We start from the raw sequence: 19,626 nt of genomic DNA, 5'->3' as shown, positions 1-19,626 counted from the left end.
GCATCCGAACCCATCTCAACCACCCACTTCCCACGATGGACCCGAGGCGAAGCATGGCGGAGCTGCCCTCGTTTCAAGCACAGCACCGATTCAGCTATCGATTGATATCGAATATACGTTCGATACCGACTCAGTAGAAACCGACCCCTGGGTTTCGTCAAGAGCGGAGGGCTTCGTGTCGCGCGTCCCCGCCGTGGTGACGGTGCCCGGCTCGGCAAACCGGCTACGCAGCCACCGCCATGGGCCGGGAGCGAACCCGGCGCATGCCCGGCTACGACACAACGGCACCCAATCATCGGTATGGTGTGTGACACGCATCCCGACCGAGCGCCGGCGAGCGGGCGCGGCACATGGCCGTGCCCCGTGTCTCGCCCTATGCGCGAACACGAATCAGGCCAGCTAGCCTCATTTTCCGCTACCCTGCACCCGTGACCGAACGCGCTCGTCCCACTGTCGGCCCCCAATATCTCGTCGCAGGCCGCTATCGCCTCCAGTCGAAGCTGGGCGGCGGCGGCATGGGCGCGGTCTGGCTGGCGCACGATCGCCTGCTCGACCGGGACGTCGCGATCAAGCAGGTGCTCACCACGGCCGGGCTCGGTGAGGCAGAAGCGGAGGCGGTCCGCAGCCAGATCCTGCACGAGGGCCGGGTCGCCGCGAAACTCTCGCACGACCACGCGATCGCCGTGTACGACGTGGTGCTCGAGGCCGGTGAGCCCTGGTTGGTGATGGAGCACCTACCCTCCCGCAGCGTCGCGAAGGCGCTCGCGCTGGTCGACACGCTGCCGCCGATCGAGGTCGCGCAGATCGGCGCTCAGGTCGCCGACGCGCTCGCCGCCGCGCACGCGGTCGGCATCGTGCACCGGGATATCAAGCCGGGCAACATCCTCGTCGCCGACCGCGGCCCCGGCGTCGGTATGGCGAAACTCAGCGACTTCGGTATCTCCCGGGGTGCGGGCGATCTGTCCGACGAACCGGACGGCGTGATCACCGGCACCCCCTCCTATCTGCCCCCCGAGGTGGCGCGCGGAGCCCAGCCGACCAAGGCCAGCGACGTGTTCTCCCTGGGCGCCACGCTCTACACCGCGATCGAAGGGCAGCCGCCGTTCGGCTTCGACGAGGACAGCGATGTCATCGTGCACCGCGCCGCCATGGCGCAGATCATCCCGCCGACCCGCAGCGGTGTGCTCACCCAGGCCCTGCTGCACATGATGGAGCCCGCGCCGCAGCGCCGCCCGACCATGGCCGAGGCACGAGACGAGATCCTCACCGCCGCTTTCGGTCCCGGCACCGGCCCGCACATCCTCGGCGCGCCCGTCCGCACCGAGGACGGAACCATCCCCTCCTGGGCCGCGCGCAATTCGGCGTCCGGGATCCGCAGCCCGCACTCCGCCCCGCTGCCCCGCCCGCACCGCAACCACGCGGGCGCGACCGCGGCCGCTACCCCGCAGCGCGCCAGGAATCCCCAGCCGAACAATGCCCCTCTGGCCATCGCCGTGGGACTGCTGATCGGCCTGATCATCATCATCGGGATCATCGTCGCCGTCCTCTGACGTCGGCGCACCGCACCGGCAGCAGGCGCGCGGCCGTCAGTCGATGCGGCGGCGGTGAGCCCAGCGGGTCAGGGCGTTGCGGTTGGACTGCTGAGTCTTACGCAGCACGTTGGAGGCGTGCGTCTCCACGGTTTTGACGGAGATGAACAGGGATTCGGCGATCTCACGGTAGGTGTAGCCGCGCGCGAGCAGGCGCAGCACCTCCAACTCGCGCGGGGTCAGCGAGTCGAGTTCGGGATCCAGGGGTGGTTCGGGTACCGGGGACCTTCCGGTGAACGAGTCCAGCACGAAGCCGGCCAGGCGCGGGCTGAAGACCGCATCGCCGCCCGCCACCCGGCGGATGCCGTCGGCCAGCTCGGATCCCGAAATCGTCTTCGTCACATACCCTCTCGCCCCGGCCCGGATCACCGCGATCACGTCCTCCGCCGCATCGGACACGCTCAACGCCAGGCACACCGGCCCCGGCTCGATGCCGGCCAGCACCGCCACCCCGCCGCCGTCGGGCATGTGCACGTCGAGCAGGACGACGTCCGGGCGCTCGGCGTTGATCCCGGCCACCGCCTCCGCCACCCCGCCGGCCTCCCCGACCACCTCCATATCCGCCTCCCGGCTCAACTCCGCACGCACACCCGACCGGAAAACGGCGTGATCATCGACGAGAAAGACCCGCACGGCCACCTACTTCTCCTAACCGACCCATGACCCCCAACCGGTACCACACTCATCCCCCGCGCGCTGCTCGCGCGCTCCACGGCAGCTGTGCGGACCCTGCGGATCCGCGAGAAACGGACGACTAGCGGACGACGCCCGCGGCGGGGGCGGGCTCCTCGTCGTGGGCGGGGCAGCCGGAATCGGTGCGCGGCATGATGATCCGTACCTCGGTGCCACGGCCCGGTCTCGACAGGATGTCCACCTGACCGCCGCGGCGCTCGATCCGGCCGCGAATGGATTTGGCCAGGCCCCGGCGATCCTCCGGCACGGACGCGAGGTCGAAGCCGGAGCCGCGGTCACGCACGAAGACGCTCACCTGATGCGGCTCGACCTCGGCGAACAGATCGATCTCCGGGACGCCCGCGTGCTTCGCGGCATTGACCAGCGCTTCCCTGCTCGCGCCGAGCAGCGCGGTGAAGTGCTCCTTCGGCAGACCGGATCCGGAACCGTCGATGTCCATCGACACATCGCCGACGGTCACCGGCGCCACCTTCACGCCGTGCTGGTCCTCCACCTCGCCCGCGATGGTCCGCAGGGCCGCGGCCAGGCTCGACTGCGCGGGGCCGGAATCCTCGAACAACCATTTCCGCAGTTCCCGCTCCTGGCTGCGGGCCAGCCGCAGCACCTCCTGCGGGTCGTCGGCCTGGCGCTGGATGAGCGCGAGCGTCTGGAGTACGGAATCGTGCAGATGCGAGGCGATCTCCTCGCGTTCCTCGTTGCGGATGCGGGCGGCGCGCTCGGCGTTCAGCGCGCGCATCATGCGCAGCCACAGCGGAACCGTCAGCAGTCCGGCGCCGACCAGGGTGACCGCCACCGCGAGCAGCGCCGAGCCGAGTGAGCTGAGATCGATCCGCGCCAGCACCACCACCCCGAGGCCCACCACGATCAACGTCGCACCGGCGACGATCCGGGACCAGGTGATGACCGAGGGCCGTGCGGGCAGCCCGAGCAGCGAACGCGGCCCGTCGACGTCGTACTCCCGCCACACCAGCGCCGCGCCGACCGCCACCACGATGATCGGCGCGATCACCTTCGCCGCCGTCCCGCTGAACACCCACGACACGGCGACCGCGAGCCCCAGCCCGAGCATGGCCAGCCCGATCGCCTGCCGCCGCTCGGAACCGGAAGGTTTCGCCTGGTCCGACCCACCGGGCGTGAAGATCCACAGCAGCCCGTAGGCGGCGATGCCCGCCCCGGCCAGCGCGCACAGCAGCACGAACGCCATCCGCACCTTGAACACGTCGACGCCCAGATGGTCGGCCAGACCGCCCGCCACACCGCCGACGACCCGGCCACCCGAGCGGCGGAACATCCGCGCCTGCGGCGGCCCGGGGACCGGCGCGGGCGCGGGGCCCGGTCCGCGCGCAGCGTCGAACCCCCGAGTGTCGAACGCGGGAACAGACGGGTACATGTCTTCGATACTGCCCGACAACGCAGCTGCCAGCCATCCGGATTCACCCTGATCTCGACCAGCGGCACCCGCGCCGACCAGCGCAGAAGCTGCCGGATCAGCGAAACTCGGCATTGCTGGACAATCGCTACATCAGTGGATCGGTCCAAAGTGTTCAGGCCGTTTTTCAGGGTTCCCCCCGATGCGCCGATTCCGCGGGTCGGCACACCATGGGAGACATGACGAAAACGAGCTTCGGCGACCAGGTCCAGCAGATATGGCAGACCCGGCCGGTCCGATTGCCGCGACAGGGGCCTATCGCGGGCGTCGCGGCGGGGTTCGCGCGGCGCTACGAGATCGATCCGGTGCTGGTTCGCGTCGCGTTCGTCGTCTCGACGATCTTCGGCGGCGCGGGCCTGGTGCTCTACCTGCTGGCCTGGCTGCTGCTGAGCGCGGCGGGCGACCCGGCGTCCGCGGCCGAATCACTGGTCGGCAAGGGTCACAGCTCGCAGTCGCAGACCAAGACCATCGTGCTGATCGTGGCGCTGGCCATCGCGGTCAGCACGATGGGCCCGGTCGGTGTCGGTCTCGGCGGATCCGGCCTGATCAGCCTCGCGCTGATGCTGGCCGGCTGGTGGATGCTGCATCTGCGCACACCCAACCCGCCACCCGGAACCACCGAGGCGTTCGGCGGATTCGCCCCGGACGGCGGGATCACCGCCACCGGCTACCCCGGCGCGGTCTTCCCGCAGGGAGCGACCCGGACCGTCGGTGACCTGTACGTGCCGCCGACCTCGGTGTACACGCCGTACACCAAGCTGCCGGAGACATATCTCCCCGAGACGCCCGTGCCCGCCGCGAATGGCGATGCGGCAACTGTCCCACTGCACAAGCCCGCCGCCGAGGAGCAAGCCGACGACCCCGCGACCGTGGTGCTGGACAAGCCGGCGGCGCCACCCACCGGAGGGGCCACCGATGCCGGACCGGGGTCGTCCACCGGCATGCGAACCGAATCGAACGCGGCCGTCGGTCACCGAGCCGAATCGGATCCGGCTGCCATCGGCCATGTCGGTCCTATGCCCTCGGCCGGCGACAAGACCGAGCTTCCTAGCCAGCGCCGCCCCGCCGCCGCTCACCCCGCGATCATCGCCGGCCCGACCCCGCCGTCCTGGGACCCGCTCGGCGTCGCCCCACTCGCCTGGGACCTCCCCGACCCCGCACCGGCCCGTACCGTCGTCGCTCCGCCGCAGCAGCGTCCGCGCTCGCGCCTGACGCCGGTGGTGCTCGGCCTGGCCATCCTGGCGGCGGCGGGCGCGGGTGCGGCGGCCGCCTCGGGCGCGGAATGGATGACGCCGGGCCGGATCGCCGCCGCGGCGCTGGCCGTGATCGGCCTGGGCCTGGTGCTCGGCGCGTTCCTGCGGCGTGGCTACGGGTTGCTCGTGCTCACCGCGCCGCTCGCGGGATTCGTGCTGCTCGCCTCCGCCGTCGGTCCGGTCGAGTTCGATCAGGCCGCGATGGGCAACCACACCTGGGCGCCCGCTTCCGTGGCGGAACTGGCGTCGAACTACCAGGTGACCATGGGCTCGGGCACGCTTGACCTGCGGTCGGTGAAACTGACCGAGAACCGCACCGTGGACGTCGACGTGCGGATGGGCGAAGCCCGCGTCCTGCTTCCGGCGGACATGACCGTCCGCACCCACTGCACAGCGACCATGGCCGACGCCCTCTGCACCGACGGCATCAGCGGTCCGAATACTCTCGGCGCGCCGGTGCTCGAACTGAACGTCGACGTCCGCGCCGGAAACGTGGAGGTGCGACGTGGCTGAGCCCGAGCGCGAAAAGACGACCGATTCCCGCCGCGGCCCCGCCGCCTCGCTGCTCATCGCGGGTTTGCTGTCCATCGCGATCAGCGTCTGGGCTTTCGTCGGTCCGGCGTCCTGGCCCGCGGCCAGCATGATCCCGATCGGTTGGATCGTCGTGATCGCCGCGATCGTCATCGGCATACTGCTGGTGATCTCTCCCCGTAAATGACCGCACGGCCCGTCCAACCGGACGGGCCGTGCCACGTTCATCCCCAGCGATCATCCGGGCCGGACCCCTGGTCGTCGTACGACAGGAGAATCGAATGAACACCGACGAACCCACCGATCCGGCGCGCCCCACCGCGCGGACCACACCGCCGGATCCCCGCCCAGGCAGCGCCAACGGTGCGCTGCTGGGGCACCTGATTCTGCACAGCGCCTTCCACCGCCCCCGCTGACCTCCTCGGTGACGAGGAGCGGCTACCGGCCGGAGATCACTCCCACTCGATGGTGCCCGGCGGCTTGCTGGTCACGTCCAAGACCACGCGGTTGACCTCCGGCACCTCGTTGGTGATCCGGGTGGAGATGCGTTCGAGCACCTCGTAGGGCAGCCGGGTCCAGTCGGCGGTCATGGCGTCCTCGCTGGAGACCGGGCGCAGCACGATCGGGTGACCGTAGGTGCGGCCGTCACCCTGGACGCCGACGCTGCGGACATCCGCGAGCAGCACGACCGGGCACTGCCAGATCTGTCCGTCCAGACCGGCCGCGGTCAATTCCTCGCGGGCGATGGCATCGGCCTGGCGCAGCGTCTCCAGCCGATCCGCGGTCACCTCACCGACGATCCGGATGGCGAGACCGGGCCCGGGGAAGGGTTGGCGGGCGACGATTTCCTCCGGCAGCCCGAGTTCGCGGCCGACCGCGCGCACCTCGTCCTTGAACAGCAGCCGCAGCGGTTCGACGAGTTCGAACTCCAGGTCGTCGGGCAGGCCGCCGACATTGTGATGGCTTTTGATGTTCGCGGTGCCGGTGCCGCCGCCGGACTCCACGACGTCCGGGTAGAGCGTGCCCTGCACCAGGAACTCGACCTTCGGCGCCGCGCCGTCGGCCTCGCCGTGCTCGAGCACCACCTCGCCCACCGCGTCCTCGAAGGACCGGATGAACTCCCGGCCGATGGTCTTGCGCTTCTCCTCGGGATCGGTCACGCCCTTCAACTCGCCGAGGAATTTGTCCACCGCGTCGACGGTCACCAGCTTGGCGCCGGTCGCGGCGACGAAATCCTGCTGCACCTGCTCGCGCTCCCCGGCCCGCAGAAGACCATGGTCGACGAACACGCAGGTCAGCCGGTCGCCGATGGCGCGCTGCACCAGGGCGGCGGCGACGGCGCTGTCCACCCCGCCGGACAACCCGCAGATCGCGTGCCGGTCACCGATCTGCTCACGCACCGAGGCGACCAGCGAGTCGGCGATGTTCGCCGGAGTCCAGGTGGAGGGGATGCCCGCGAGTTCGTGCAGGAACCTGCTCAGCACCTGCTGGCCGTGCGGCGAATGCAGCACCTCCGGGTGGTACTGCACACCGGCCAGGCGGCGCGCCCGGTCCTCGAACGCGGCGACCGGAGCGCCCGCGGTGGTGCCGGTGACCTCGAAGCCCTCCGGCGCGTCGGTGACCGCGTCGCCGTGGCTCATCCACACCGGCTGAATGGTGGGCAGGCCGCCGTGCAGCAAACCGCCATCGATGTTGAGTTCGGTGCGCCCGTATTCGCGAGTGCCGGTGTGCGCGACCGTGCCACCGAGTGCCTGCGCCATCGCCTGGAAGCCGTAGCAGATGCCGAAGACCGGCAGTCCCAGCTCGAACAACCGCGGGTCCAGCTGCGGCGCGCCCTCGGCGTACACGCTGGCCGGGCCGCCGGAGAGGATCACCGCGAGCGGCTGCTTGTCGGCGATCTCCTCCACCGTCGCGGTGTGCGGAACCACCTCCGAGAACACGCTCGACTCGCGAACCCGCCGCGCGATCAGCTGGGCGTACTGTGCTCCGAAGTCGACGACGAGGACCGGTCTCTGGGTTTGTGCCACCCACCCAGTTTAGTGAGCGGCGAAACGAGCGAATCATCGGCACAGCGCCCCTCGCGCGGGAGGCGAGCCGACCGCCCGAATCGTCACCCGTGGCCGGGCCGGCTGGTTATCCTTCTGCTCGTGCCCTTCGCCCGCGCGATCGATGCCGACATCCATTACGAGGACAGCGGCGGGGACGGCCCGGTGGTACTGCTGGCGCACGAGTTCTTCATGGACCGCACCATGTTCGCCGCCCAAATGGCCGCGCTCGCACCGGAGTTCCGGATCGTCTCCTGGGATGCCCGCGGCCACGGCCGCACCAGGGACGAGGGCCTACCCTTCACCTACTGGACCGCGGCCCGCGACGCGCTGACCATCCTCGATCATCTCGGCGCCGAACAGGCCGTCATCGGCGGCACCGCCCAGGGCGGCTTCACTGCGCTGCGCACCGCCTTGATCGCACCGGAACGCGTCTCCGCGCTGATCCTGATCAGCACCGAAGCGCACGGGCCCACCCCGCAGCAGTCCACCGCCACCCAGAAATTCCTCGAAGAGTGGTACGACGACGGCTCCCGCGAACGGGCCGTGCACCAGCTGGCTTCCTGGCTGATCGGCGACGACGAGTGGTACCGCCAGATCTGGACCCAGCGCTGGCTGGTGCGCGACCGCCGCGGCATCGAGGTCGCGGCAGGCTGCCTGCTCAGCCGGGATTCGGTGCTGGATCGCCTGCGCGAAATCGCTTGTCCCGCTCTGGTGATCCATCCCACCCACAGCGGTATGGACCGCGCACGCGCTCAGGAACTGGCCCACGGCCTGTCCGGCGCCACGTTCATCGAGATCGCGGACGCCCGACTGGCGGTGACGATGACCCACCCCGAGCCGGTGAATCACGCGATCCAGCAATTCCTGCGCGCACGAACGAAACCGACCCGCGTGCGCTGAACCCGGCCCGCGCGAGCACCGCGTAAATGTTTGCGGCACAAAGCCGCATGCCTCATGGTGCGCGAAATACGTCGGTACCTCGGCGGTGGGCGAGCCGAGCAACGGCCTGCCGTTGTACACGGCCCGCACGCCTCCGAGCCACCCGGCGCTCACCGGAGAAACGAGTCTTATGAACGCCGTTCGCGGCCCGGCACGCGTTCCAGCGGTCGAAGCGCATGCACCGCAGGCGCGAGTCTCGACCGCTGGAACGCGAGCCATAAGGGGCCGCGAACACGCAGCGCCGCAGGCGCTGCAAATCGAACAGAGCTCAGGCGCGCACGCTGAGGCCGACCTTCTGGAATTCCTTCAGATCCGAGTAACCGGCCTTGGCCATCGAACGACGCAGTCCACCAACCAGGTTCAGCGAGCCGAACGGATCGTCGGACGGCCCGAACAGCACCCGCTCCAGGCTCGGGCGCACCGTGTCACCGACCGGCTCACCACCGAGATCCCACGGATCGTCGACGTGCAGCAGCGACCCGCGCGGAACCGAAGGGTGCGCGGCCGCCGACGGCCAGTACCAGCCGCGGCCCGGCGCCTCCGCCGCCACGGCGAGCGGAACTCCGAGCATGGCGGCGTCCGCGCCGCACGCGATCGCCTTGGCCAGCTGCCCCGAGGTGGCGACGTCGCCGTCCGCGATGACGTGCACGTAGCGGCCGCCGGTCTCGTCCAGGTAGTCGCGGCGCGCGGCGGCGGCATCCGCGATCGCGGTGGCCATCGGCACGCCGATGCCCAGCACCTCGCCGGTGGTCGTCGCGCCGGGGTAGGAGCCGTAGCCGACGATGACACCCGCCGCCCCGGTGCGCATCAGGTGCAGCGCGGTGCGGTGATCGCTCACGCCGCCCGCGACCACGGGCACGTCCAGCTCGGCGATGAAGGTCTTCAGATTCAACGGCTCACCGTCGCCGACATGCTCGGCGGAGATGATCGTGCCGTGCACCACGAGCAGGTCGATGCCCGCCTGCAGCAGCGCCGGGGTGAGCGTGCGCGCGTTCTGCGGGCTCACCCGCACCGCCACGGTGACACCGGCGGCGCGGACCTGCGCGACCGCGGCGGCGAGCAGGTCCGGCTGCATCGGCGCGGCGTGCAGTTCCTGCAGCAACGCCACGGCGCGTTCGTAGCCGCCCTTGCCGACCAGCTCGAGCAGCTGGTCGATCTTCGCACCGACATCGGCGTGCCGCGCCCACAGACCCTCGCCGTTGATCACGCCGAGCCCGCCGAGGCGGCCGAGCTCGATGGCGAACTCCGGCGATACCAGCGCGTCGGTGGGATGCGCGAGAAACGGGATCTCGAAACGGTAGGCGTCCAGCTGCCAGGACAGCGAGACCTGCTTCGACGAGCGGGTCCGGCGCGAGGGGACGATGTCGACGTCGTCCAGCTCATAGGTACGCCGGGCGGTCCGGCCCATGCCGATCTCCACCATGTCGCGCACGCGAAATCTCCTTGTCTAATTTGCAGCGCCTGCGGCGCTGCGTGTTCGCGGCCCCCTCATGGCTCGTGTCCGAGCGGGCGAGACTCGCGACTTCGTCGCATGCGCTTCGCCCACTCGGACACGAGCCGGGCCGCGAACGGCGCTCGTAAGACGCGCGCCTCCAGTGGTCATTTGCGGGGGCAGGCGGGCAGCATGAAACGCGCCGCCGGCCACCGCCCAGCCTGCTCACCGCCACAGCCGGTCAGCCGGCTCTAATCATGCACGGACCGGTTGGTCCTGTACATGAACCTAGTGGGCTAACCGCGTCCCGTGTAGTTAGGGGCCTCGACGGTCATGGTGATGTCGTGCGGATGGCTCTCTTTGAGGCCCGCCGCGGTGATCTGCACGAACTGGGCCTCCTGCAGATGCGCGATCGACTGGGAGCCGGTGTAGCCCATGGCAGCGCGCAGACCGCCGACCAGCTGATGGATCACCTGGTTGACCGGGCCGCGGAACGGCACCCTGCCCTCGATGCCCTCGGGGACCAGCTTGTCCTCGGCCAGTACGTCGTCCTGGAAGTAGCGGTCCTTGGAGAACGACTTGGCCTGGCCGCGACCCTGCATGGCGCCCAGCGAGCCCATGCCGCGATAGCTCTTGAACTGCTTGCCGCCGACCAGGATCAGCTCGCCCGGCGACTCGGCGGTGCCCGCGAGCAGCGAGCCCAGCATCACGGTGGACGCGCCGGCGGCGATGGCCTTGGCGATGTCGCCGGAGAACTGGATGCCGCCGTCGGCGATCACCGGGACGCCCGCGGGCTTGCACGCGGCGACCGCCTCCAGGATCGCGGTGATCTGCGGCGCGCCGACGCCCGCGACGACGCGGGTGGTGCAGATGGAGCCGGGGCCGACGCCCACCTTGACCGCGTCCGCGCCCGCTTCGACCAGGGCCGCCGCGCCCGCACGGGTGGCCACGTTGCCGCCGACCACCTGGATTCGATCGCCGACCTCGGTCTTGACCTTGGTCACCATCTGCAGCACCTGCGCCTGATGACCGTGCGCGGTGTCCACCACCAGCACGTCCACGCCCGCGTCGGCCAGCGTCATGGCACGCGACCACGCGTCCTCACCGACACCGACCGCGGCGCCGACCAGCAGGCGGCCGTCACGGTCCTTGGTGGCGTCGGGGTACTGATCGGTCTTGACGAAGTCCTTGACGGTGATCAGGCCGCGCAGGCGTCCGTTGCCGTCGACGATCGGCAGCTTCTCCACCTTGTGCCTGCGCAGCAGCCCCAGCGCGGCCTCGGCGGTCACGCCCTCCTGCGCGGTGATCAGCGGAGCCTTCGTCATCACGTCGGCGACGCGGCGGTTCTGGTCCACCTCGAACCGCATGTCGCGGTTGGTGATGATGCCCACAAGCGCACCGGTCTCGTCCACCACCGGAAGGCCGGAGATGCGGAACCTGGCGCACATGGCGTCGACCTCGGCGAGAGTGTCGTTCGGGCGGCAGGTCACCGGGTCGGTGACCATGCCCGCCTCCGACCGCTTGACCGTCTCCACCTGGGCGGCCTGGTCGGCTGCCGAGAGGTTGCGGTGCAACACGCCCATGCCGCCCGCGCGGGCCATGGCGATCGCCATCCGCGCCTCGGTCACCGTGTCCATGGCCGAACTCACCAGCGGGGTCCGCAAACGGATCTCCCTGGTGAGCCGGCTGGAGGTCTCCACAGAACTGGGGATGAGATCCGAGGCGGCAGGCAGCAACAGCACATCATCGAATGTGAGGCCGAGCATGGCGATCTTGTTCGGATCGTCGCCACCCGTATGAGGGCGGACTGCGAGTCGTTCGCCCGGTACGGGATTACTCATTCGGATCGACCCCTCCTGGACGTCGATAGCGACCGGCAGCAGGCATAACCTGCGCCGTGACGGCTGATGGGATGGACGTGGTTCGGCGGCGGTGCGGTCGGGACCCGCCGTAGCCTGTGCTCCATGGTATCTGTCCGGTGAACTCGCCGACGAAGTGAGCCCACCACCGAAACTGGCGGGCCGCATCGCTGGCGCAGACCACCCTGTTCTGCGTACCGTGGGGATGTGCGTGACCATCTACCACCTGGCTTGCCGCCGGATCCGTTCGCCGGAGACCCCTCCGACCCGTCCGCCGCGCTCGACGCCATCGAGCCCGGCGAACCGCTGGATCCCCACGAGCGCCTTGCGGTCGAGGAGGATCTCGCCGACCTCGCGGTGTACGAGGCGCTGCTGGCCCACCGCGGCATCCGCGGTCTCGTGGTCAGCTGCGAAGACTGCAGGCAGGACCATTACCACGACTGGGACATGTTGCGCGCCAACTTGCTCCAGTTGCTGGTCGACGGCACGGTCCGCCCGCACGAGCCCGCCTACGACCCGACGCCGGAAGCGTACGTCACCTGGGACTACTGCCGGGGCTACGCGGACGCCTCGATGAACGAGGCCTTTCACGGCGACGGGTTCGACGGATTCGACGGCTGAGACCGCCCTCACCGATACGCACGTGGGCCTCTCGAGGCTCGCGTACTTCGCCCTTGCCGATGTGATTCTCGACGCACACACTCACCTTCGGTAAGCGGATATCGAGGCCCCGTCGCGGGCCGACACGCCGATGACTCATGGCCCGATGGGCCTCGCCCCGCAGACCTGCGCCGCAAAGACAACAAAAAACCGACCGCCTGCCCGGCGATCGGTTCTTGCCTTACGCGGTACTTCGTCTGTCAGCGACCGGGCGGCACGAACGACCCCGGGTTGGGGATGACGGGCACACTGAAGGTCGGCGGCTGATTGTTGCCGTTCGTACCGGTGTTGCCCTGTGTGGGAGCGGTGGGCGGCTGCTGTGGCTGCGGCGCCGACGGATTACCGGTGTCCGCCGTGGGCCCACCCGTAGGCGGCGGCTTGACCTCCGTGACCGGCGGCTCCTGCGGAACCGTCGGTTCCACGGTCGCCGGCGGCTGGGTGGTCACCGGCGGCACCGTGGTCACCGGCGGCACCGTGGTCGGCGCGCCGCCGCCGTTCGAAGTTCCACCGCCGCTCGATGTCCCGCCCCCGTTCGGAGCGGTGGCATCGACCGTGGTCGAAGGCTTCGTCGAATCGCCCGGCTGCTGCACGATCGTGGACGTCCCGCCGGTCGACTGGCTGGGCTTCGTGGTCGCGCTGGTGCCGGGGGTAGCGCGCGGATCGGTGGTCTTGGGCACCGTCGACTCGAGCTGGTCGGCCAGTCCCGGTTCCACCTCGCGCAGTGCCGCGAGCAACCGCTCCCACTGAGCCATCAGGTCGGCGCGCTTATCCGGATCGCTGACCTGCGCGGCGTTCTCCTTGGCCCGCTCCAAGCGCACCTTCGCCTCTGCGGGATTCTGGGTGACCAGCGTCGACGCCTCGTTCAGATCGTTGCCCGCACGCTGCACCACGGTGGTCTGGGCCTGTTCGCTGAACACGACCTCCTTGACCCGCCACAGCGGATCACCCGGCTCCGCGTTGTACGAGAACGCCGTCATGCCGCCGAAGACCAAGGCCAGCGCGGCCGCGGCACCCATGATCGGGCGCAGAAGCCTCAGTCGCCCGCCAGTGGGCGCCCCGATGCGAACCTGCCGCGCGCCGATCTCCTGGTTCACCGCGGCCACGATCGCATCCAGGTCCGGTTCGGCCGGCATCGGAGGTGCGATCAGTTCCGCTCGCCAATCCGCGAGCAACGTCGCGAGCTGATACTCCTCGGCGCTGTCGGTGTGCACCGGACCATCGCTGGCGATGGCGTCGATCAGAGCATCGTCGCGGCGTACCGCTGCGATGTCGACCGGGCCGGTGTCCCCGGACGCCTCGGCGTAGGGACCGCTGTTTCGCGATCCAAGCCGCGCCTTCCAGTCACCCCGACCGCGCTCGCCATCCCTAGCCATACATTTCACCTGCCCTCGCCACTTGTGACTTGAGTTTCGCGAGTGCCCTGTGTTGGGCCACCCGGATCGCACCCGCCGTACTGCCCACGGCGACTGCGGTTTCTTCCGCTGACAAACCCATGACCAAGCGCAGGATCAAGATCTCTCGGTGCTTCTCGGGAAGCGTCGCGAGCAAACGGTTCATCTGTCTGCTCGTCTCTGATTCGAGAGCTCGTTGTTCCGGTCCCTGGTCGGTGGATATGACATCTGGTACTTCGGCCATCGCCTCCGCCTTGTTACGGGCGGCATTGCGATGAGCGTCGGCGACCTTGTGCGAAGCGATCCCGTAAACAAAGGCCATGAAGGGCCTGCCCTGGTCTTGATACCTGGGCAAGGCTGTCATCACAGCCAGGCAAACCTCCTGCGCAACGTCGTCCGCGGAGAGCTGCCCACGCTCCGCGGCTCCGATCCGCGCGCGGCAGTAGCGCACCACCAGCGGGCGGATCATCTCCAGTACCTGAGCTAAAGCGGATCTGTCGCCCTGCGCAGCGGCAGTGACGGCGAGGTCCAACTCTTCGCCCGTGTGCGTCATCGTCAGAGATATTCCTGGCGTTACAAGTGGCACGGTCCGGTGACGACCAGTGCTTCCACCGAAGGGGCGGAACGGATCTAACAATAGCGACCCGATGGCCGGAACTTGGCAACACGGTGGACTCCGTGATCACCTAGCCGCCACCCAGCGGGCGCAACACTCCGCCGGCACGGGCGATGACCGCGGCGCACTCGGCCGCCTCGGCCGCCGCATCCGGTGCGCCGGAACCGGCGCGGAGCATGGCACAAGCCCAGCGCAACGGCAGCAGTCCGTGTGCGCGGCACTGCTCGGCGACGTCCTCGGCGGAAACACCGGATCGTCCGCGTGCGTCGCGGGCCGCGTCGGCCGCGGCGACCAGCAGGCGTGACTTGACCTGGTGCCGCACCGACGGGGATCGGTCGGCCAGCTCGAGCGCGGTCGCCGCGTGCGCCGCGGCCGTCTCGAAATCACCTGCTGCCAGGGCGGTTTCGGCGGACACCCAGCCCAGGCGGATCGCCGGACGCCAACCGGCCCCGTACTGCCGTGCCGCCGCCGCGCTACGCCGCAGCAGCCGATCGGCCAGCGCGAGCCGCCCGGTGCCGAGCGCGTCGGCGGCGAGCCCGGTGAGCGCGTCACAGATCGCGTCGGCGCGGCTGGGACGGTAACCGCCCGCCTCCTCCGAAGAACCCCCGGAGCCGGCTTCCGCCCGAGCGCCGGTGGTGAGGATCAGCGCGGCGGCCCGCCCGTCGAACGCCGCCGCGCGCTCGTGCCTGCCGAGCTGGCGCAGAAAAGAGCCCTCGGTACTTCCCGCCAGTGAGAGGAGGACGGGGTCGGTGCTGTGGTTGCATACCCTTCGCAATTCGGCACGCGCCGCGGCATAGCGTCCCTGGCCGCCGAGGACCACCGCGCGATACCACCCGCCGAGTGCGTCCGAGGCGGGCGGCAACTCGGCGGCAGCGCGCCCCGGATCGGCGCCGAAGGCGGCCTCGGCGAGGACCGCGACGTGAGGATCTCCGAGCGGAGCGGGCGCGAACACGGGCGCACTCTATCCTGCGCGGCACGCGGGCCGGGACGACGAAAGGTGAGCGACCACGAACCGGCCGGCACCCGGCATTTCCGCCGCCGAGCCGATGTTTCCATTAGGTAAATCTAGCCCTGGCAATCGCCGAGCGGCCGCGCCGGGAATTCATGCGCGTTTCGCGTAATTAACCTGCCCGCCCCGTTTCCGCCATCTTCGGATCCGCGGGTCCGAACCCCCTCGGCCGCCGGAGCGGCCGCCGTCATGCGCGCACCATCCGCTCCGAAGCGGCTCATCACCGCAAAAAGCGGTCCTACCTGCGCAAATCTGATCGCCCACGACACATGCGGATACCACGAGCCTCCGGCCAACCGAACAGTATCGCCGGAACCAACGCAAAAAGTAAACAGTTCGGAGGTTAAATTTCACAGCGCGAGATTTGGAAAAGTGCTGCGCCGAACTATTGACGGAATTTCGCGGCTGGACCTAACGTAGCTCATCGCCACAGACGGCGCCGCGCGAAATTGCAGCGACCGCGAAGGGCGAGCCCGGGCACCTTCGCCGACACGGCGTCGTGGCCCACAACTGTTGCAGGACAACTGCTCGACAACGCTGACGAGCTCGCACCACGAGGAGTTCACCATGCCCATGCCGACCCACCTCCCGGGACCCAACGCCGATGTCTGGGATTGGCAGATGCGAGGATCGTGCCGCGGGCAGGATTCCGCGGTGTTCTTCCATCCCGATGGCGAGCGTGGCCGAGCCCGCACCGCGCGCGAGATGCGCGCCAAGGAGATCTGCCGTACCTGCCCGGTGCTCATGCAATGCCGCACCCACGCGCTGAAAGTCAGCGAGCCCTATGGCATCTGGGGTGGCATGTCGGAGACCGAGCGCGAGATGCACGCCCGGCGCAACCGCCGCCGCATGGCCGTCTGACTCAATCCCCTCCCATCCACACGCCACCGGGCGTCGAATTCCTAGCAAACAACGGGCCACTGCAACATGCTCCGGTCGAGCCGCTCACGCGACACGGTGATCGGCTCAGCGCCGGAGGTCGGCGCGTGGGTTCCGATCGTCACCATCGATCGGCCGGCCGCCGAGTGAAGGCCGGGAACCGTGGCTCGGCCGTTTCCGGCACGGTGCGACAGTGCTCGGCGTGTCACGGCGTGTCTCCTCCCGAGATATCCGGCGTGTCGGCGCTTTTCGCAACGCGGCGCCGGTTCCGCGCCGGGCTTGTGGGCACCCCACCGGAAGGGAGGTCATAGCGGCACGCTACGGTAGTGACCGATGACACAGAATGGAGCGTTGTGACAACGCGGCCGCCAGCCGCAGAGGGCGACTCGTTCCGAAGAGAAGCCTTCCCACCCACGGTGGATTCTGCGGTTACGGCACGCGCAGCCGAAAGTATCGAGCTCGCCGCGCTTCTGCATCGGTGCGGCCGAGCCGACCAGGAAGCATTCGCCGAACTGTACGACCGGACGTGCGCGCGCGTCTTCGGTCTGGTGTTGCGCGTTCTGCACGATCCTGGATACGCGGAGGAGACCACACAGGAGGTCTATCTGCAGATCTGGCGGATGGCATCGAGCTTCGACCCGGCGAAGGGTTCCGCGGTGACGTGGTTGATGACGCTCGCCCACCGGCGCGCCGTCGACCGTGTCCGCGCCGAACAGGCCCACACCCAGCGCGAGGTCGCCTACGGGATACGGGTGCTCGGCAACGAATTCGACGAGGTCACCGAAGAGGTCGAGCGCAGGCTCGACCAACAGGCCGTCCTGGCCGGTCTCGCCACACTCACCGAAACCCAGCGGGAAGCGATCTCGCTCGCCTACTACGGTGGGCGCACCTATGCGGAGGTAGCCACCTACCTCGACGTAGGGTTACCTACGGTTAAGTCCCGGATTCGGGACGGATTGACACGACTGAAGAAAAGTTTGGGGGTGACGTGAGATGAACGAACGCCAGATCGATCTCGCGCACACCGTCGCGCTCGGATCGATCGACGACGAAGACCATCAAGAGGTGCAGGAACTGTTCGACAGCGAGGACCCCGTGCTACGCGCGGAGTTCATCCGGGAAGTCAGAGACACCAAAGAAGCGCTCTCCGCTCTCGCCACCGCCACGGCGGCCGCTCCGCCGCCCGCCCTGCGTGCTCGCCTACTCGCGGCCATCGCCGCAGAACAGCCGCCGGTCGCCAGCTGAACCCGGCGTCGCGCCAGGCATTCCCGCTCCACGCGTACGGGCCTGACGGTCCGGACCATCCGCCGACCTTTCCGGTCCCGCGGCAGACAGCGTGTCGAGCTTCGGAACCTCCTCGGTATCACCGGTAGTCGCGTCCCGTGCCGCAAGAACCGGCAAGGCCCCCGAACCGCGCGGTTCGGGGGCCTTGCCGGTTGTCCTGCCCGACGGCCGGTTCAGTGCGAGTGGCCGTGGTGGCCGTGCTCGTTCTGCTCCTCGGCGGGCTTGTCGACCACGGCGCTCTCGGTGGTGAGCACCATGCGCGCGACCGACGCCGCGTTCACGACGGCCGACCGGGTCACTTTCACCGGGTCGACGACGCCGTCGGTGAGCAGGTCGCCGTAGGTGAGCGTGGCGGCGTTGAAGCCCTCCTTGCCCTCGGCCACCTTGCTGACCACCACCGCGCCGTCCACGCCCGCGTTGGTGGCGATCCAGTACAGCGGCGCCCGCAGCGCGGTGCGGACCACCTCGACGCCGACGGCTTCGTCACCGGACAGCGAGTCGCGCAGCTCGACGAGCTTGCTCGCGGCCTGCACCAGCGCGGTGCCGCCACCGGGCACGATGCCCTCCTCCACGGCGGCCTTGGCGGCGCTCACCGCGTCCTCGACGCGGTACTTGCGCTCCTTGAGCGCGGTCTCGGTGGCCGCACCGACCTTGATCACCGCGACGCCACCGGCCAGCTTGGCCAGCCGCTCCTCGAGCTTCTCACGGTCCCAGTCGGAATCGGTGGACTCGATCTCGCGGCGCAGCTGCGCGACACGCGCCTCCACGTCCGCCGCGGAACCGGCGCCGTCGATGATCGTGGTGTCGTCCTTGGTCACCACGACGCGACGCACTTTGCCGAGCACGTCAAGGCCCGCCTCGCGCAGCGTGATGCCCAGATCCGGGTTCACCACGGTGCCACCGGTGACCACGGCCAGGTCGTCGAGGAACGCCTTGCGGCGGTCGCCGAAGAACGGCGCCTTCACCGCGACGGCCTTGATCGTCTTGCGAATGGCGTTGACCACCAGGGTCGACAGCGCCTCGCCCTCCACGTCCTCGGCGATGATCAGGACGGGCTTGGCGCTCTCCGCGATCTTCTCCAGCAGCGGCAGGAAGTCCGGCAGCGAGCTGATCTTCTCGCGGTGCAGCAGGACGAACACGTCCTCCAGGACGGCCTGCTGGCTGTCGGGATCGGTGATGAAGTACGGCGACAGGTAACCCTTGTCGAACTGCACGCCCTCGGTGACGACCAGTTCGGTCTGCAGCGTCGAGGACTCCTCGACGGTGACGACGCCGTCCTTGCCGACGGTGGTCAGCGCCTTGCCGACCATCTCGCCGATCTCCTCGTCGCGCGAGGACACCGTCGCGACCTGCGCGATGGCCTGCTCACCGGAGACCGGGGTGGCCAGCGCGAGCAGCGCCTCGGAGACCGCGTCGGCGGCCTTGGCGATGCCGGAGCCGACCGCGATCGGGTTCGCGCCCGCAGCAACATTCTTCAGCCCGGCGCGAACCAGCGCCTGGGCCAGCACGGTGGCGGTGGTGGTGCCGTCGCCCGCGACATCGTTGGTCTTGGTGGCGACGCTCTTGACCAGCTGCGCGCCGAGGTTCTCGAACGGGTCCTCGAGCTCGATTTCGCGCGCGATGGTGACGCCGTCGTTGGTGACGGTCGGGCCGCCGAAGGACTTCGCGAGCACGACGTGCCGTCCGCGCGGGCCCAGGGTGACCTTGACCGCGTCGGCGAGCTTGTCGACGCCGCGTTCCAGAGCCCGGCGAGCCTTCTCGTCGAACTCGATCTGCTTTGCCATGGGAATTCGCTCCTGTAGTGGATTGCGGCGCTCCGGAGCCCATCGCTCGCACCGCGTGTCCGATGGGCGGTGCTCCCGGGGCCCTCCGTGGTTACGCAGGCTGCCGCCTACGGGCCCGTCGCTCGCACCGCTGTGTCCGATGGGCGGTGCTCCCGGGGCCCTCCGTGGTTACGCAGGCTGCCGCCTACGGGCCCGTCGCTCGCACCGCGTGTTTCAAGTGCCGGGGTGTC

General features: G+C 69.4%; 18 protein-coding genes. 9 read left to right on the top strand and 9 right to left on the bottom strand.

Annotated elements, in window-relative coordinates:
- Positions 1-428: 428 nt before the first annotated feature.
- Complete coding sequence (locus ABZ803_RS31365) at positions 429-1,550, top strand: protein kinase (protein WP_357044872.1); 1,122 nt, start codon at positions 429-431, stop codon at positions 1,548-1,550.
- A gap of 36 nt (positions 1,551-1,586) precedes the next feature.
- Here the strand turns inward: ABZ803_RS31365 and ABZ803_RS31360 are convergent, their stop codons facing one another.
- Positions 1,587-2,222, bottom strand: coding sequence for a response regulator transcription factor (locus tag ABZ803_RS31360; protein ID WP_040865043.1), 636 nt, complete (start codon positions 2,220-2,222; stop codon positions 1,587-1,589).
- A gap of 121 nt (positions 2,223-2,343) precedes the next feature.
- Positions 2,344-3,573: a PspC domain-containing protein gene (locus ABZ803_RS31355; protein WP_357044988.1), complete on the bottom strand. Its 1,230-nt coding sequence runs from the start codon at positions 3,571-3,573 to the stop codon at positions 2,344-2,346.
- Positions 3,574-3,881: 308 nt separating this feature from the next.
- Between ABZ803_RS31355 and ABZ803_RS31350 the strand changes: the two genes are divergently transcribed.
- The 3 genes from ABZ803_RS31350 (at position 3,882) to ABZ803_RS31340 (ending at position 5,911) form a co-directional block, all read left to right on the top strand.
- On the top strand, positions 3,882-5,477 hold the full coding sequence (locus ABZ803_RS31350) for a PspC domain-containing protein (RefSeq protein ID WP_357044870.1): 1,596 nt from the start codon (positions 3,882-3,884) through the stop codon (positions 5,475-5,477).
- Positions 5,470-5,682 (top strand): hypothetical protein, encoded by a 213-nt coding sequence (locus ABZ803_RS31345; RefSeq protein WP_357044868.1) that lies wholly within the window; start codon positions 5,470-5,472, stop codon positions 5,680-5,682. The genes ABZ803_RS31350 and ABZ803_RS31345 overlap by 8 nt, the downstream gene beginning before the upstream one ends.
- Before the next feature lie 94 nt (positions 5,683-5,776).
- Positions 5,777-5,911 carry a hypothetical protein gene (locus tag ABZ803_RS31340; protein WP_357044866.1) on the top strand — a complete coding sequence of 45 codons (135 nt, stop codon included), beginning with the start codon at positions 5,777-5,779 and terminating at the stop codon, positions 5,909-5,911.
- A gap of 36 nt (positions 5,912-5,947) precedes the next feature.
- Here ABZ803_RS31340 and guaA read toward each other — a convergent pair whose 3' ends face one another.
- Complete coding sequence (gene guaA, locus ABZ803_RS31335) at positions 5,948-7,522, bottom strand: glutamine-hydrolyzing GMP synthase (RefSeq protein ID WP_062973246.1); 1,575 nt, start codon at positions 7,520-7,522, stop codon at positions 5,948-5,950.
- A gap of 120 nt (positions 7,523-7,642) precedes the next feature.
- On the opposite strand from guaA, the gene ABZ803_RS31330 reads away from it, so the two are divergent.
- Positions 7,643-8,443 (top strand): alpha/beta fold hydrolase, encoded by an 801-nt coding sequence (locus ABZ803_RS31330; RefSeq protein WP_357044863.1) that lies wholly within the window; start codon positions 7,643-7,645, stop codon positions 8,441-8,443.
- A gap of 307 nt (positions 8,444-8,750) precedes the next feature.
- On the opposite strand, the gene ABZ803_RS31325 is transcribed toward ABZ803_RS31330, so the two are convergent.
- Positions 8,751-9,914, bottom strand: a complete 1,164-nt coding sequence (locus tag ABZ803_RS31325; protein WP_357044861.1) for a GuaB3 family IMP dehydrogenase-related protein — start codon at positions 9,912-9,914, stop codon at positions 8,751-8,753.
- Positions 9,915-10,210: 296 nt separating this feature from the next.
- Positions 10,211-11,782, bottom strand: a complete 1,572-nt coding sequence (gene guaB / locus ABZ803_RS31320; RefSeq protein WP_357044986.1) for an IMP dehydrogenase — start codon at positions 11,780-11,782, stop codon at positions 10,211-10,213.
- Between the two features lie 198 nt (positions 11,783-11,980).
- Here guaB and ABZ803_RS31315 point away from each other — a divergent pair, with 198 nt between their 5' ends.
- Complete coding sequence (locus ABZ803_RS31315; protein WP_039795739.1) at positions 11,981-12,394, top strand: DUF5319 domain-containing protein; 414 nt, start codon at positions 11,981-11,983, stop codon at positions 12,392-12,394.
- A gap of 239 nt (positions 12,395-12,633) precedes the next feature.
- Here the strand turns inward: ABZ803_RS31315 and ABZ803_RS31310 are convergent, their stop codons facing one another.
- From ABZ803_RS31310 to ABZ803_RS31300, 3 genes are all read right to left on the bottom strand, one after another.
- Positions 12,634-13,806 carry an anti-sigma-D factor RsdA gene (locus ABZ803_RS31310; protein ID WP_357044859.1) on the bottom strand — a complete coding sequence of 391 codons (1,173 nt, stop codon included), beginning with the start codon at positions 13,804-13,806 and terminating at the stop codon, positions 12,634-12,636.
- Positions 13,799-14,377 carry a sigma-70 family RNA polymerase sigma factor gene (locus ABZ803_RS31305; protein ID WP_357044857.1) on the bottom strand — a complete coding sequence of 193 codons (579 nt, stop codon included), beginning with the start codon at positions 14,375-14,377 and terminating at the stop codon, positions 13,799-13,801. The genes ABZ803_RS31310 and ABZ803_RS31305 overlap by 8 nt, the downstream gene beginning before the upstream one ends.
- Positions 14,378-14,510: 133 nt before the next feature.
- On the bottom strand, positions 14,511-15,392 hold the full coding sequence (locus tag ABZ803_RS31300) for a hypothetical protein (protein ID WP_357044855.1): 882 nt from the start codon (positions 15,390-15,392) through the stop codon (positions 14,511-14,513).
- 624 nt (positions 15,393-16,016) lie between these two features.
- On the opposite strand from ABZ803_RS31300, the gene ABZ803_RS31295 reads away from it, so the two are divergent.
- From ABZ803_RS31295 to ABZ803_RS31285, 3 genes are all read left to right on the top strand, one after another.
- Complete coding sequence (locus ABZ803_RS31295; protein ID WP_040865039.1) at positions 16,017-16,310, top strand: WhiB family transcriptional regulator; 294 nt, start codon at positions 16,017-16,019, stop codon at positions 16,308-16,310.
- A 434-nt stretch (positions 16,311-16,744) separates the two neighbouring features.
- Entirely contained in the window at positions 16,745-17,320 is a 576-nt protein-coding gene (locus ABZ803_RS31290) for a sigma-70 family RNA polymerase sigma factor (RefSeq protein WP_040864969.1), read from the top strand.
- Position 17,321: 1 nt separating this feature from the next.
- Positions 17,322-17,573: a hypothetical protein gene (locus ABZ803_RS31285; RefSeq protein WP_040864968.1), complete on the top strand. Its 252-nt coding sequence runs from the start codon at positions 17,322-17,324 to the stop codon at positions 17,571-17,573.
- Positions 17,574-17,785: 212 nt separating this feature from the next.
- Here ABZ803_RS31285 and groL read toward each other — a convergent pair whose 3' ends face one another.
- On the bottom strand, positions 17,786-19,396 hold the full coding sequence (groL, locus tag ABZ803_RS31280; RefSeq protein ID WP_357044853.1) for a chaperonin GroEL: 1,611 nt from the start codon (positions 19,394-19,396) through the stop codon (positions 17,786-17,788).
- Positions 19,397-19,626 lie beyond the last annotated feature (230 nt).

It is taken from the genome of Nocardia sp. NPDC047648, from assembly GCF_040642815.1.
Taxonomy (GTDB): domain Bacteria; phylum Actinomycetota; class Actinomycetes; order Mycobacteriales; family Mycobacteriaceae; genus Nocardia; species Nocardia gamkensis.
This window is presented reverse-complemented; position numbering and strand designations above follow the sequence as displayed.